Source organism: Bacillus sp. RC242 (assembly GCF_044908245.1).
Classification (GTDB): Bacteria; Bacillota; Bacilli; order Bacillales; family Bacillaceae_G; genus Bacillus_A; species Bacillus_A mycoides.
Genome location: NZ_JBIYCZ010000033.1, coordinates 1 through 14055 on the forward strand (window position 1 = coordinate 1; position 14055 = coordinate 14055).

The following is a 14055-nucleotide window of genomic DNA, read 5'->3' on the forward strand; positions in this document are numbered from 1 at the left end:
ACTAACAAAGAAAACAAAACAAGTATAGAAGTACATAATGAATAGGTGGATGCCTTTTTAGAAGAAGGATCCACCTTTTTTTTGCTATCGATAATGAGACGTTATGTTAACCTCACATGAATACCCTATTCATGCAAATTTGCACAAAATTGTCTTTGCTGATGGTACAATCAAAATCATGGAGGGATATTATGTTAATTTTTTATGTAATACCATTTTTTCTTATATCCGGTACTTCAATATTTTTATTTTTCATGTCTGTTTCACCAAAAATTAAGGCTAAAAATCTATCATTGATAATAATCTGTTTAGCGATAAATCTACTCACAATTCCAATTTCTTGTTTGGTAGGTTCGTTTGTTTCTTATACAAATGAGGCGTCAACAGAATTCACATATAATAATCCACTTTATTTTTGGAAAGGATTTTTCTTTATTCAAATAATACCGCTTTTCGTGCTATTTGTGGCTTTGATATGGTGGTTATCCGTAAGGGCAAAGAAAAAATCGACACATAGAATTTTAAAATGACTTCCGCTAACGAATTTTTAATATTACAGCAACCCTTTTCCGAAATAAAAAGGTGGAAATCATTATATTGCTTTTTAAATCTCAGAATACTTTCTATGTCTAACTTGCATACTTTGCAAATTTCTTATCTATGAAATGAGCAACGATAAAGATAACGGGAATAAACAGTAATTTGAGTAGGGGAATGTGTGTTATACCTGTTTTTTGGATATAAAAATTAAGGAAAATTGCTATTAGTACTAGAGTAAACATCCATTCCTTCAGGAATGTTTTTCTTATAAAACCCTTTTTCATACATAAACCTCCCTTTTCTTAATTGTATCATTTAGATAATCCACTTATAAGAAAAGTTTTTCTGTATATTCTATACACATTCGGTTAACATAACGTCCTATTATCGGGATTCAATATATTTAGAAGACTATTAAAAACCCTCCAGATTGTTTAACTGAAGGACTTTCGTATTTACATAATTTTCGTTAGCGGAAGTCATTTACTTCATAAAGGGAAAGTTGATTTCCAATCCTTTGATAATAAGCTATAAGTAATCAAGTCTTCATAATGGTCATACAGCCATTGTCCTTCCCTTTTGATACCTTCTTTAACAAAACCTAATCTTTCAGGAATAGCTATACTCTTATGATTATTAACGGCACATTGAATCCCCACTCTATTGATATTCATGGTTCCAAAAAGATAGTTTAACAATGATGACACAGACCTTGTGATAATACCTTGACCTTGGGCTTCTTCAGATAGAAAATAACCGATACTCGTTGAATTATTTTTCCAATCAATATAATGAAGCCCTACCATACCAACTAATTTTCCATTATACCTAATGCCCACATCAAAACCGTTGTTGTCTGCGTAATTTCTTATCCAGATAGGAATTATGGATTCAAAATCTTCCGCTGATTTTCTTTTATCGACCCATAATAGCCATTTTCTAAGATGTTCACGATTTGTATCAATTAGTTCATACAATTCTTCCTTATGGTGTTGCTGTAATAATTCAATAGATATTTCTTCATCTATTCTAAATGAAAACAATATTATTCCCCCTTATCTATTTTTAAAATTATACCATGAATTTTCAGAAAATTAAGGACTGAGTTATTTCACTTCTTTAAGTAGGGGTATCACCAGTAAGGACCATCTTGTGCAAATTTGGATGAATAGGATATTCATGCTCGGTTAACATAACGCATTATTATCGGGATTCAATATATTTAGAAGACTATTAAAAACCCTCCAGATTGTTTAACTGGAGGACTTTCGTATTTACATAATTATCGTTAGCGGAAGTTCATTATTTACAGGTTAAACTCATTGAAATCTGTCGATCTATAAAACCGAATTCTTTATATAATTCTCTTGCAAAGTTCTTTACATGAACATTTAATCGTATTTCTTTATGTCCTTTTAAAAACAATTCGTCTATACCTGCCTTCATCAATTTCTTTGAAAACTTTTGGCCACGATACTCTGGTAAAATGTATAATTCGTAAATGAATCCTACACTTTCTTGTGAAAAATAATCTTTACCACTGCCAATTAGAATCCATCCTTTTAAGTCGTCATCATCTTTGGATACTAGGTAGTATGCCCCTTGCTCTAATGTTGCTTGTACAATTTCTTTTACTCGTTCATGTGTAGGTTTAAAGGTCTTGGCCGTTCCTTCGTATAAAGCATTATTTGATCTTATTAGAATTTCATTAAGATCATTTTTACTAGCCTGTTTAATCATATTTTCTCGCCTCCTAATGTTAAAGCAAACCACTCCTGTTCGGAGGTAAGGTCAATCTTTGTTTTGTTTTTCTAACAGTTGAATAACTCTATCTAACTTTTGCTCAACTGGATCTTGTTTCTTGTGATTACTGTTACGCCGAATTATACGTATAATCCCTCCAAATAGTGCACCAATGATTATTGCAATAATGATGTAAGAAATAGTAGTTCCTAAAGGCATTATTTAGAACCCCCTTTTTCCTTATTGTACCATTTAGAAGAGCTAATATGTTTTGTGATTTGGGTTGTATATTGTATACAAGTCAAGTTGACATAACGTATCATTATCGGGATTCAATGTATTTAGAAGACTATTAAAAGTCCTCCAGATTGTTTAACTGGAGGACTTTAGTATTCACATAATTTTTGTTATTAGAAGTTGATTAATATTAGCTTATTTGTCTTATAAGTTAAATTGAGAACAATTAGATCCCCAAATATTTCAGTTCTTTTTGTATGTTATTTAAAGCAAACCTCTCTTGTTTTTGAAAGGAGTTATTTGGTTCGTTTGAAGATAATCTCCAAAGAACTCGTGTATCCTGCCATTGTTAGAGTAAGGACTTGAACAAATTCCCAACGGTTCTGGTGCAAAAACTTCAAAATATCTAAAAAAAGTCTTTCAGACTTGGACATACTGATACTATTACTCTAAAAAAGGATGTGATTGGTATGGAAAAGCAAAATCTATTCAAGTGGAAACATTATCAACCGGATGTTATTTTATTAACCGTGAGATGGTACCTACGGTACAACCTCAGTTTTCGTGATTTAGTCGAAATGATGGAAGAACGCGGGCTATCCCTGGCTCATACAACTATCATGCGATGGGTTCATCAATATGGTCCCGAATTAGATAAGCGAGTACGACGTCATCTTAAGTCAACCAATGATTCTTGGCGAGTCGATGAGACGTATGTGAAAGTCAAAGGTCAATGGATGTACCTATATCGTGCTGTTGATTCAAAAGGATATACAATTGATTTTCATTTAAGCAAAACAAGAGATCATAGGGCTGCAAAGCGTTTTTTCAAGAAAGCTTTGCAGTCTTTTCATGTTTCAAAGCCCCGTGTGATTACAGTGGACAACAACCCGGCCTATCCTATAGCGATTGAAGAGTTGAAGACAGAGAAAAAGATGCCTGTGGGCATCCAAATAAGGCAGGTAAAATACCTTAATAACATTGTAGAGCAAGATCATCGTTTTATTAAAAAGAGAGTTCATTCAATGCTAGGATTGAAATCTTTTCGTACAGCTAAATCTATTCTTTCAGGAATAGAAGCAATGCATATCATTAAAAAAGACCAACTTATTTTACGGGACAAGTCTGTCCAAAATGAAGTGAAGTTTATTCATCAACTATTCGGAATGGCTGCATAAGAATAGATTCCATTAGGAATCTATATACCTCTTTCAAATAAATACAATCTTTGCACCAGAACCCATTAATTGAATATCCCTTTGTTCTTCTCTTATTATTCGTTGAGCATCAGTTTCCTGTAAAAATTCACTTTGCTGATCCAATCTTTGAATTAACTTTAAATAGCTTTTAAAATAGTAATCACATCACTTTTCAAACGAAAATAATTAATTAAGGTTTTACATTTTCTCAATATTACAGTATCAAATTTCCTATATAATTAAATTATTCTCTTTATTTATTTTATGTATCTGTTCCCTTTGAACCCTACTATTACAGGGTTCCTTTTTTATAATCATATATTTATTAATTAATTTATCAATTTCCTGACTTAAATAGAGGACTTTCGTATGACTAAAGCCATGTTTATTTACCAGTTCTACTAATTCTAATTTTTTATTCTCTATTAGATCATTTAACTTCGCCACTAACATAAGCTTTTTTCTTTCACACTCCCCCTGAGCAAAATAAAAAGAGCTGCTCCCAGCTCTTGTATACTAAAAATCTTTATTATTGCAGTGTAATATTTTCCATATTCTATTATAAATAAATATGCATAAACCCAACAACAATAATTTTAGTGTATCTAGAAATAAAAAAGCAGCAATATTCCATTACTGCTACAACTTCTTTATAAATTCATTATTAATAAAAACATATTCTTCTGGTTCATCAGCTTCACCATACCAAGCTTCCACCTTTATTATATGTTCTGCTACTTCTTTTAATATCACATTCATAAATAATGAAATAGGTGTCACATTATATTCTGTATCTCTGTAATTCTTTAAATTGGCTATAAATGACCATTCATTACCTTTTAAATTTGTATAATAGTCATTCTCTTCTTCCCAGTTTCCTACGTGCCACCTCATATATAGAAAATCATCTTCTGCTAATGCTTGAACTATCTGTTCCTTTGTAAATGGAATGTCTTTACTTCGATTAACTTTTATATATTCTTTAACAAATGGAAACTTTAACGCTGCTTCTTCCCAGCTTCCTGTATTTATTAATTCCACCAATTCTTTATATTCATCCTTTATAATTACTTTACCTCGAAAGGCTGTATACATTTCAAAAGACAAATTTATCACCTTCTTAAATTCATTATGAATTTAATTAACTTATATACTTAACTACACAATAGATGGTTTTAGAAATCGTACTACGTTTCCCTTTTCACTAAATTCACTCTCATTGTTACAATTTTTCGAGGTAAGATCCACTATATAACTCTCTGAAATTTTAAAAGTTCTCTCCTCATTAAACATTGTCAAAGGAACCGATACTCCAACATTATTATCTAAATGACTTAGTACCATTACAGGTATAGTTTCTCCTTTTAATAAATCAACATATGAGGTCTTAACTTTATAATAATGACCTTCTAAAAAATGCATTTTTCCGTTTATTAAATCCACTGCAACTCCATTATTACAGTACGCTAAGCTTTGATTTGAAAAATGGATGTCATCCGATACTTTAATAAATTTCATCGTTTTATTATCAAATATATAGTAACCCTCTCTTACTACAAAGAGATTATGCGGATTGATAAACTCTAGCAAATAATGTGTGATTTCAAAGCTAGTATCTCCCTCAATCATTTCTCTGTATTCTACATAAAGTTTCTCTAATTTTTTAAATGTACTTAGTTTGATCCCCTGATTTGGTCTTGATGCAAGTGTTAAGTCATCTAATGCCCATTTAGCCACGTATGTTGACGTTGGAATCATTTACAATATACCCCCTTCAAAATTCTATATATGAACATATAAACTATTTAAATTTAATAAATTGGGCTCTACTTAAAGTATAGGCAGAATCTATTTAATAACTAAGATAATTCTCTAACTTTTTCATATTTACTTCTTATAAATTATATTTATCAAACTCTAAAATGAATTCTTTATAATTAATTTACATTTTCAAAAATTCGAGATATTATTTGTTATATACACCTTTTTTATTTTTTAAATCAATCTCAATACACATAAGCCCTTCGGGTTACTTGAAAGAAGAATGTAATGCTAAATGCATTGGTTCTTACTATCCAGTATCCTTGAAGGGCTTTTTGTATTGTCTAGAAAGGAGAGAATAAATGAGTTTTAATGAATTCGTATTAGATCAATGCGGTAAAACATGGCCAGAATTAAAAAGTGATACTCTTACTGAGAATCAGGATCTAACACATGAATACATTCAAGAAATCATTTCAAAACAATACCTACTTTTGAGAAAAGACTACGAAGAATTTCGATTAGAAACACAGTAAGAAAATATTTAACGCATATATGCGTAATGAACAGACTTCTCAATTTTGAGGAGTTTTTATTATGGAGGGAGTTAAGATGAATAATTTTATTGAGCTGCTAAATGAAACTTACTGGGACAGCTGTTCACTTCACGAAAATGCTGAAATTCAAAAGTTCTCTAATAACAAAATTGAATTTACAAAAACGATGCTTTTTTTAGATTCCTATAATCGTATCTACAAGAAGAATCCAGAAGTTTTTACTTTTATGATGGAAATACTCTCTTCAAGTCTCATTAAAGCAATATATCGTTTTATCGCTCCGAAACTTGAAGAAAGAAATCTTCTCGAAAAAACAGAAGTACGTCATAAATTCCAAAATACGCAGCAAAAGTCAACTTTCTATTTCAACAGTAAGATAGGGCAATATGAATTGAGTATTAACTTTGAAAGTATTACATCAATTAGCATGTACTTTGGAAGTCATGTATTTGACGATATTATTCTGCTAGACAGACAAATTCACTTTCTGTTGGACCAATTTTCAGATGCAGCAGCAAGTCATTATGAAGATGATAGAAATATTATTAAAGATAATAAGGAGGAATTATAATATGTTTGAAAATAATAATGAGTTATTTAGTTTATATTTAAATGGTGAATTTCAAGGGTATTTGAATAGCGAAGATTATCGTCAAATAGCTGCAGCAATTCGGGTTTATGGAATGAAAGGAGATCTGATTATTACTTCTTTCATGGATACTATGGTTATTTCGACAATAGGCATATTTTTAGATTATTGCTTACCAGAAATACGTCAACCGTTAATGAAGGAACTAGTGCCAATGCAACAAAGTCCAGAGACTCCGGAACTAGTCCTTCTTGGAAATATTCAATTTTACGCTCAAGATGATGAAACAATTGAAGAGTTTGCTGGATTTTTATTAGAACGGGTTAAAGATACTCCGAATTATCCAGATGGGTTAATTCAGGGGGTTATATATGGAGTTGCTATTCCTGTCGGGATGGAATCAACTAAAGATTCCATAATAGAAGACTTAAATGAACAACTAACTATCAGTAATTAAGACCTTGGTAAAAACCAAATTTTATAGTTTCAAAATGGGGTTATATTCAATTGGAATATGCCCCTTTTCTGCTTTAAAAAATAGTCAAGGGGGTACTTTTATGTTAGTGGCATTTGCATCTAAGACAAGTAATGTTGAACGGTTTATAAAATCATTACCAAATATAAAGTCAGTAAAAATTACTGACAATTCACTCCTTGAAGAAGATTTTATACTCGTTACTTACACAACAGGTTTTGGTCAAGTGCCACAACTTGTAGAAGACTTCTTAACAAAGAATTATAAGCACTTACGAGGCGTTGCAGCAAGCGGCAATCGCAATTGGGGAGACATGTTTGCAAAGAGTGCAGATGTTATCTCTGATAAATACAACGTACCCGTATTAATGAAATTTGAGTTATCTGGAACGATAAATGATCGCAAAAAATTTGAATCTATTTATTCACAGATTGTATGACGGATATTTAAGAATTAAATCATGCAGACCAGGGAGAATAACAATGGCAAGTATTAATGGGATTGAAATCAAGACTTACACAATTAAACGTGGACATGAGGGTGAACCACTTCAACAAGCAGTGGTATATATAGATGGAAAAAAAGCTGGCTATATATCTGATGGTGATTGGGGCGGCCCAATGGTATTGGAGTTTAGTAATTATGATTTAACCGTTATTAAGCAAAGATTATTTGCATATGCCAAACATGAAAATTTCATATCCAGTATGTCTGGTGATATAGAAATGCTATTTGCATTACTACTTGGATATGTAAATTTGGAAAAGGTATATAAAAAGAATAGTAAAAAGAATAAGAATTTCATCTTATTAGTAGTTGGTCTCCGCGAAAATTATTTAAAAGGCTGGTCGATAAAGAATGAGTTAGTATATTGGAAAATAGAAAATTATGATCAAAAAAATTTAAATAATTTTATAAACAAAATAAAAAAGAGTGAAGGTTGTTCTGAAGTGATTGTGTTTCAAAAACAGGAAGATTTTCATATTAGCACCCATGACTTTATTCGTATTTAAGAAAAATTCGCTTTCACTTATTAATAGCCAAAATATCCTTTTTTAATTTAACTTTGATGAAATTTTAAGATTAAATACTTGGATAAAGCTTCTGATTCACCCAGATTATTTGGGTGAATCAGAATTATATTAAGGAGGTCCTTCATGCTTAATTTAGTTAATATTAAACCTCAAACTCCTACTATGAAATTTCCAAAAATCAAAAAACTAATATAATTTGATGTAGATATTTGGCTATTTGAACTACCCCTACTTCACTTCGTTTAGAAGAGGAGGATTCCTAAGTAAAGAGTTCTATCGAACTCTAATTTATTAGGCTAACCCCGCAGTCCTTGCGGTTAGAAGCCTTATCGCTTCATTTTTTATATTGATACTTGCGTTAATATCCCTATCATGGTGTGTACGACAAGACGGGCAGTCCCATTTCCGTAGGTTTAGATTTTTAACGTCTTTGTTCTGATATCCACAACAAGAACATAATTGGCTGGAAGCAAATGTTTTCGATACGACAATGACTTGTTTGCCGTACCATTTTGCTTTGTATTCTAACATGAATCGAAATTGCGACCAAGATACTTCACTAATCGCCTTTGCTAACTTATGATTCTTTAACATATTCGATACTTGTAAATCCTCAATACCGATAACATCGTGGTTTTTGATGATTTCAGTTGAGACTTTTTCTAAGTAGTCTTTTCTAGCATTTGAAATGTATTCATGAATTCTAGCTACCTTTACTCGTTGCTTATTCCAACGAGAAGATCCTTTCATTCTTCTAGAAAGAACATGCTGCGCTTTCGCCAACTTAGCTTCTAATAATCGGAAAAACTTCGGATTTTCATAGGTTTTTCCATTTGACAGTATGGCGAAATCTTTTAGTCCCACATCCATTCCAATATAAGAACCTGTTTTCGGAAGTTCTTGCACTTCTATTTCAACTAGCAATGACACAAAGTATTTGCCAGAAGGGCTCCGTCTAACCGTAGCATTTACAATACGTCCCGTTACTTCACGACTTTTGGCAAATCGAACAAGACCTAGTTTTGGCAATTTTATTTTGTTTCCTATAACGGCGATGTTTTCATATGTTTGTTTTGTGGTGTAAGATTGTAGGTTGTTCTTCTTAGATTTGAAACGCGGGGCACTGTTTTGTTTTTGAAAAAAACGTGTGTAGGCATCCGCAAGGTTGCGAACAGCCGATTGAATCGCAATACTATCCACTTCTTTTAACCAAACAAACTCTTTCTTCATGGCAGGAAGTTTGGCAGAGCATGTACCATATGTCAAACCTTTTCCTGTTTCTTTGTATGCGTTATCCCATAGAGATAGAAAGTGATTGAATACAAAACGAGAACAACCAATCGTTTTATCGATTAGGATCGCTTGTGCTTAATTTGGATAGATACGAAATTTATATGCTTTATTGATCATCATTCATTTCACCTCCATTTCGATATGTTTCTATTATACAACAAACATACATTCGATAGGTAGTGAAGTAACACTTTATGTATGTCTAACGATTAAGATGGCCTCCTGCCATCCCTTGTTCGAAATCAATTCATCTCTCATCTATTCACTTCGCTTTACTTGAAGAAGGAATCATCTTGGCTAAAATGATAAAAATAAATTACCTATTGATTAATTGGATTTACACTTTAAAAAATGTACAAATTGTTCCTATTATGTCGAGACAATTGAACTATTTGAAAAGAAAACCATACACGGTAAATCGTATAAGGATATATGTAGCGATTGTGATTATGTTTTACGTAATTACGTGTGAAATTCTAAATGATATTTCCGTCCTTTCAAGTACAGCATTCCCTTGATTACTTGGTGTTTAAAAATATATTAAATATATGGTACGTGAAATTTTATTAAGAAAACTTTAGGAGGTATTAATCACATGGCAAATGTTGTGTTAATTATAAGGCATTCAGATTTATTAAGATCTATGAATGAAATATTAACTAATTCTGAATCAGTAGAAAAAGTGTACGCATTACTGAATAAGGCAAAAACAAAAAATACAATACCACACGGTCTGTTATGGCATTGGACGGATTTTAAGTGGGATATGCCAGAGGAACTAGGAGAAAACATAAACGATACTAAAAATAGCGAATCTATTTTACTATTATTTTATTGGCTAAATTGCATTGGAAATGAAAACTATTATTTAGCGAGAATTGAGGAAAGATATGTTATAGATGGGCATGATCCATTAGATACATGGGGTAATTTACATGTACCATCATTAGATTTATCCTTAAATGTTTCAATCTCCTTTGGTTTTGAAAAAGAGGATACAATATGAAAATACGTAATATTTACCGTCATAGTTATGGAACTGCAAGTATAGATAAAACTCTTCCTTCAGTAATAACTAAAAGCATTTGGGATTTTTTTAAAACACAAATACTTTCAAGCAACAATTCTTTATTAAGCTATAAACACATCTTTGATTTAAAATTGGAAGATAATTATTTGGTATTAAATTATCAACCAGAAAGTCCAGGTTTTGAAATACGTTCCAAAACGAATGTAAAAGTGGATAAACTTCCATTAGCACACCGTATATGGATTATTGATAACGGTAAAAGTTTTATTATGATGTTACCAACGGATTATTGATAGGAATTAGACTATACACTTATTTTACTTAGTAAAATAAGCGCTTCAAAATAATACCATTTAAAATACCGGTTCTTATTAGAACCGGTATTTTTATTATGTATTAAGCTTTAGGATCCATTAATTATAGGATAGCCTTTAGATATAATACACTCCCCTATAGTTAGGTTACTTAGATTTTTTCAATTCTTTGTTTGCCTTATCAATTAACTTAGAAGCAGTCTCTAATCTTTCAACCCCACCATCAACTTCATATTCTTTACCCTTATCTAAACCTTCTTGTATGATTGCCACCCCATCTTTTACATGAATCATCGCTAAACCTACATTATGTTGTACTGGGTGATCTTCTTCATACTCTAACTTACTTATTTTGTCCACTAACTCTAAATAAGGTTTAGATACTTCTTTTAACTCCTCTGACTTTTTCTTCATTGACTTGCTACTTTTTACAATACCGTCTATTTCTTTAGATTGTTCGGAGAAATCTTTCATTTGACTAATTGTTGGTTTGAAATAAAGTTTAATCAAAAAAACTCCACAAATCCATATTAGATGATAAATAAGAAGACTCCATTTTGAAAAAAGATTAATCAAAATGGAGTCTTTTGTTAGAAATCCAAATCTAGTTTTTATAAAAAAGATTAATCAAAACTCATAGACATATCTATTACAACAATTTACTTATACCTAACCTATTCTTCAAACCAAAACAGAACTTCAATAGGTGCTTTCAAAACCTTCGCAATATCATAAGTAAGCTTGAATGAAGGATTATATTTTCCATTTTCGAGATTGCCAATTGTTTCTCTTCTGACACCAACTTCATTGGCTAAATCTTCTTGAGACATACTTAGCTTTACCCTATATTCTTTCATTCGAGTTTTAAGTGGCATCTTGCATCCCTTTCTTTTCTCTACGCTCAAATATTTCTAAATTAATTATGAATGTACCTAAAGGTATGAAAAACGAAAATATAACAAAGAACCGAATTACATGTAGATTTTCAAAAATAAAAACACTTAAGAGTAGTATACTCCCTAATACTAGTGCTATGAAAAAGGCTCTTGTAGCTGCGAGGCGAACATGTAGCATAAAAAGCTCATCTGGTACGACTTTTGCATATGCGAAGAAGAAAAAGAAACCGAAAAAATAAGATGCCCATGAAATATTACCTACAAATGAGAACGGACCTAAAAAACCCAAAAAACCGAGAAATCCTAAATAAGCTAATTTATTTTTCATATAAACCTCCTGTGTGATATATTTCGCTCTTTATGATATAAATATATCACATTCACTTGGAAATAAATAGGATTTAAAACGGTACGACTTTTTTATAAGCAGTTAATCTTTTTTCAAAACGGTTAAACTTTATTTCAAACCTACACTAATTTTGAAAATGTTGTTGACTATTCAGTTGAACTGTATTAAGTTATTATTGAGTTGAACTATATAGTCAAACTGAATAAAGGGTGAGTATATGAAACATAAATTATTACCGTTGTCTGAAACCATGCATTATATTTTATTAGCCATGCGTGAGCCACTCCATGGCTATGCCGTAATGCAGAAGATAGAAAAGATAAGTAACGGTACTGTTATTTTAGCAGCTGGTACATTATACGGTGCGATTGAAAACTTGAATAAGCATGGTTGGATTGAACCTGTTGGAGAGTCCGGTCGGAGAAAAGTTTATATGATAACTGCAGAAGGAAGCGCTATTTTGAAAATGGAACAAAACAGGTTATTGCATATTTTATCCCTGTACGAAGGAAGTGAATCGAATGAAGAAATTTAGTAAGATGTTTTTTGATATTGAAAAAGAGGAGCAATGGCTGAACGAGCAATTACAAAAAGGCTATCGTTGTACAAATATTAGTGGATTAGGAATATACACTTTCGAAAAAACTGACAAGAGATATGTTATACGACTTGATTATCAAGATTATTTACCTAAGAAAAAGTTGGCTGAATACAAAGGGATATATGAGGATTTCGGTTGGAACTATATAAAAGGGCCCTGGCTTAGTGGAATACGGTATTGGCAAAAAGAAGATGATGATCAAAATGAAATCTTCTCGGATCGCCAATCAAAGGATAATCATTATAAAAAATTAATGAATTATTCATTTTGGTTGGTTATGCTGTGTTTAGCTTATTCTTATATGTTTTACAAGGATTCGGGATTATATCATGAAGGTCTTTGGAGTATGAAAGGTTCATTATTTTGGAAGGCATTTTTATTTGAAACTCCATTTGTCCTTTTGAAGTTGTCTTCCACACTTCTGTTTGTTTTTTTGGGTATCAATTTCTATAAAACTTATCGAAAGTATTCAATGTTAAAAGAAAAATAAACGTTTTTTAAATTTTCCAGAATCGGGTGCGATTGTGGAGCAAGAAGTAAAGGAGTGATACATATTAGTCAATGACTAATATGTATCACTCCTTATTTTTTATGACTTTTTTTGATTTAGGTCTTGATAATGTAAATTAAACAACTATATTATCTCCGGACATCTTATTGTATAATTTCCCTAATAATCGGTACCTTCTATATAATCATTAGGTTAAAATTTTATAATGCTTTCAGAATAAAAACGTGATGTCTTTTATGGCAACCAAGTTTATTTTTATCGTTTTGGGGGGACATTAAAAACTTAAGTTGATGGGCATGGGGTACCGTCAGCATTTTTCAAAATAATCTATGCTATGCGGAAAAATAAAATAAGCTGTCCATATGAACAGCTTATTTACATAATTCTTGTTATTGGAAGTCGTTTTAAAATTCTACATGTTTACTTTTTTCTTGTTCTTACGAATAAACCATGACACCAAAGTTAAAAATAATAAAAAAATCAGTAAAAAGAGCGGTATTTTTTGAACAAAGAAAAATCCTTTCCAAAAATCTAACCTAGTACTATCAGGAGAATCTGTTGCCATCCCACCTATAAAATAAGATAACGGAATGATAAGTATATTTATCCCTAAACCGATCATTACGAATGATAGATTTTTACTCCAGATTTTTGGTAATGCAGCCATAATAAATAAAACTAATGCAGTACCAATTATAAGAAACAGTACTCCAAAATAAAATGCAAAATATAAAATAATCCCCATAATATCCCTCCAAGATTTTAATTGTACCATCAATAAGGGCAATTTTGGATGAATATGATATTCGTATATAGTTAACATAACGTCCTATTATCGATAGCAAAAAAAAGGTGGATCCTTCTTCTAAAAAGGCATCCACCTATTCATTATGTACTTCTATACTTGTTTTGTTTTCTTTGTTAGT

At 31.3% G+C, this 14055-nt stretch carries 20 protein-coding genes and 4 pseudogenes; 11 read left to right on the forward strand and 13 right to left on the reverse strand.

Annotation, left to right across the window (positions count from 1 at the left end; all coding sequences use genetic code 11):
* Positions 1–191 precede the first annotated feature (191 nt).
* Positions 192–517, forward strand: a pseudogene (locus ABH957_RS29055) (hypothetical protein).
* 511 nt (positions 518–1028) lie between these two features.
* Here ABH957_RS29055 and ABH957_RS29060 read toward each other — a convergent pair.
* From ABH957_RS29060 to ABH957_RS29075, 4 genes and pseudogenes are all read right to left on the reverse strand, one after another.
* Entirely contained in the window at positions 1029–1583 is a 555-nt protein-coding gene (locus ABH957_RS29060) for a GNAT family N-acetyltransferase (protein ID WP_404512852.1), read from the reverse strand.
* A gap of 259 nt (positions 1584–1842) precedes the next feature.
* Entirely contained in the window at positions 1843–2280 is a 438-nt protein-coding gene (locus ABH957_RS29065; protein ID WP_404512854.1) for a GNAT family N-acetyltransferase, read from the reverse strand.
* 51 nt (positions 2281–2331) lie between these two features.
* Entirely contained in the window at positions 2332–2502 is a 171-nt protein-coding gene (locus ABH957_RS29070) for a DUF4083 family protein (protein WP_097882359.1), read from the reverse strand.
* Between the two features lie 314 nt (positions 2503–2816).
* A pseudogene (locus ABH957_RS29075) lies at positions 2817–2906 on the reverse strand (DUF4177 domain-containing protein); the annotation flags it as partial.
* A gap of 84 nt (positions 2907–2990) precedes the next feature.
* Between ABH957_RS29075 and ABH957_RS29080 the strand changes: the two are divergent.
* Complete coding sequence (locus tag ABH957_RS29080; RefSeq protein ID WP_404512856.1) at positions 2991–3698, forward strand: IS6 family transposase; 708 nt, start codon at positions 2991–2993, stop codon at positions 3696–3698.
* Between the two features lie 63 nt (positions 3699–3761).
* On the opposite strand, the pseudogene ABH957_RS29515 reads toward ABH957_RS29080, so the two are convergent.
* The 4 genes and pseudogenes from ABH957_RS29515 to ABH957_RS29095 all read right to left on the reverse strand — a co-directional run.
* Positions 3762–3860, reverse strand: a pseudogene (locus ABH957_RS29515) (DUF3967 domain-containing protein); the annotation flags it as partial.
* A 90-nt stretch (positions 3861–3950) separates the two neighbouring features.
* Positions 3951–4172, reverse strand: a complete 222-nt coding sequence (locus tag ABH957_RS29085) for a Spo0E family sporulation regulatory protein-aspartic acid phosphatase (protein WP_404512858.1) — start codon at positions 4170–4172, stop codon at positions 3951–3953.
* Between the two features lie 186 nt (positions 4173–4358).
* A complete protein-coding gene (locus ABH957_RS29090) occupies positions 4359–4814 on the reverse strand; it encodes a hypothetical protein (RefSeq protein WP_404512876.1) in 456 nt (151 codons plus the stop codon).
* A gap of 63 nt (positions 4815–4877) precedes the next feature.
* Entirely contained in the window at positions 4878–5477 is a 600-nt protein-coding gene (locus tag ABH957_RS29095; RefSeq protein ID WP_404512860.1) for a hypothetical protein, read from the reverse strand.
* A 365-nt stretch (positions 5478–5842) separates the two neighbouring features.
* Here ABH957_RS29095 and ABH957_RS29100 point away from each other — a divergent pair, with 365 nt between their 5' ends.
* The 5 genes from ABH957_RS29100 (at position 5843) to ABH957_RS29120 (ending at position 8114) form a co-directional block, all read left to right on the forward strand.
* Positions 5843–6016 (forward strand): hypothetical protein, encoded by a 174-nt coding sequence (locus tag ABH957_RS29100; protein ID WP_198946981.1) that lies wholly within the window; start codon positions 5843–5845, stop codon positions 6014–6016.
* Positions 6017–6092: 76 nt separating this feature from the next.
* Positions 6093–6608 (forward strand): hypothetical protein, encoded by a 516-nt coding sequence (locus ABH957_RS29105; RefSeq protein ID WP_404512878.1) that lies wholly within the window; start codon positions 6093–6095, stop codon positions 6606–6608.
* A gap of 1 nt (position 6609) precedes the next feature.
* Complete coding sequence (locus ABH957_RS29110) at positions 6610–7083, forward strand: hypothetical protein (protein ID WP_404512862.1); 474 nt, start codon at positions 6610–6612, stop codon at positions 7081–7083.
* Positions 7084–7183: 100 nt separating this feature from the next.
* On the forward strand, positions 7184–7540 hold the full coding sequence (nrdI, locus tag ABH957_RS29115; protein WP_404512864.1) for a class Ib ribonucleoside-diphosphate reductase assembly flavoprotein NrdI: 357 nt from the start codon (positions 7184–7186) through the stop codon (positions 7538–7540).
* Between the two features lie 43 nt (positions 7541–7583).
* The gene (locus tag ABH957_RS29120; RefSeq protein ID WP_404512866.1) at positions 7584–8114 is read left to right on the forward strand and encodes a hypothetical protein; all 531 of its coding nucleotides are present in this window, start codon (positions 7584–7586) and stop codon (positions 8112–8114) included.
* A 312-nt stretch (positions 8115–8426) separates the two neighbouring features.
* On the opposite strand, the gene tnpB is transcribed toward ABH957_RS29120, so the two are convergent.
* The gene (gene tnpB / locus ABH957_RS29125) at positions 8427–9494 is read right to left on the reverse strand and encodes an IS200/IS605 family element RNA-guided endonuclease TnpB (protein WP_404512880.1); all 1068 of its coding nucleotides are present in this window, start codon (positions 9492–9494) and stop codon (positions 8427–8429) included.
* A 529-nt stretch (positions 9495–10023) separates the two neighbouring features.
* On the opposite strand from tnpB, the gene ABH957_RS29130 reads away from it, so the two are divergent.
* Together ABH957_RS29130 and ABH957_RS29135 are read left to right on the forward strand one after the other, a co-directional pair.
* The gene (locus ABH957_RS29130) at positions 10024–10434 is read left to right on the forward strand and encodes a hypothetical protein (protein WP_404512868.1); all 411 of its coding nucleotides are present in this window, start codon (positions 10024–10026) and stop codon (positions 10432–10434) included.
* Complete coding sequence (locus ABH957_RS29135; protein WP_404512870.1) at positions 10431–10751, forward strand: DUF960 family protein; 321 nt, start codon at positions 10431–10433, stop codon at positions 10749–10751. Before ABH957_RS29130 ends, ABH957_RS29135 begins: the two co-directional genes overlap by 4 nt.
* Before the next feature lie 168 nt (positions 10752–10919).
* Here the strand turns inward: ABH957_RS29135 and ABH957_RS29140 are convergent.
* The 3 genes and pseudogenes from ABH957_RS29140 to ABH957_RS29150 all read right to left on the reverse strand — a co-directional run.
* Positions 10920–11246, reverse strand: a pseudogene (locus tag ABH957_RS29140) (hypothetical protein); the annotation flags it as partial.
* 200 nt (positions 11247–11446) lie between these two features.
* Complete coding sequence (locus tag ABH957_RS29145) at positions 11447–11647, reverse strand: helix-turn-helix transcriptional regulator (protein ID WP_001128818.1); 201 nt, start codon at positions 11645–11647, stop codon at positions 11447–11449.
* Positions 11637–11996: a DUF3796 domain-containing protein gene (locus tag ABH957_RS29150; RefSeq protein ID WP_098168693.1), complete on the reverse strand. Its 360-nt coding sequence runs from the start codon at positions 11994–11996 to the stop codon at positions 11637–11639. The genes ABH957_RS29145 and ABH957_RS29150 overlap by 11 nt, the downstream gene beginning before the upstream one ends.
* Positions 11997–12234: 238 nt before the next feature.
* Here ABH957_RS29150 and ABH957_RS29155 point away from each other — a divergent pair, with 238 nt between their 5' ends.
* Both ABH957_RS29155 and ABH957_RS29160 read left to right on the forward strand, forming a co-directional pair.
* Complete coding sequence (locus ABH957_RS29155; RefSeq protein WP_017151361.1) at positions 12235–12552, forward strand: PadR family transcriptional regulator; 318 nt, start codon at positions 12235–12237, stop codon at positions 12550–12552.
* Positions 12539–13108: a DUF2812 domain-containing protein gene (locus tag ABH957_RS29160; RefSeq protein WP_404512872.1), complete on the forward strand. Its 570-nt coding sequence runs from the start codon at positions 12539–12541 to the stop codon at positions 13106–13108. The genes ABH957_RS29155 and ABH957_RS29160 overlap by 14 nt, the downstream gene beginning before the upstream one ends.
* 433 nt (positions 13109–13541) lie before the next feature.
* Here the strand turns inward: ABH957_RS29160 and ABH957_RS29165 are convergent, their stop codons facing one another.
* Entirely contained in the window at positions 13542–13874 is a 333-nt protein-coding gene (locus tag ABH957_RS29165; protein WP_404512874.1) for a hypothetical protein, read from the reverse strand.
* Positions 13875–14055 lie beyond the last annotated feature (181 nt).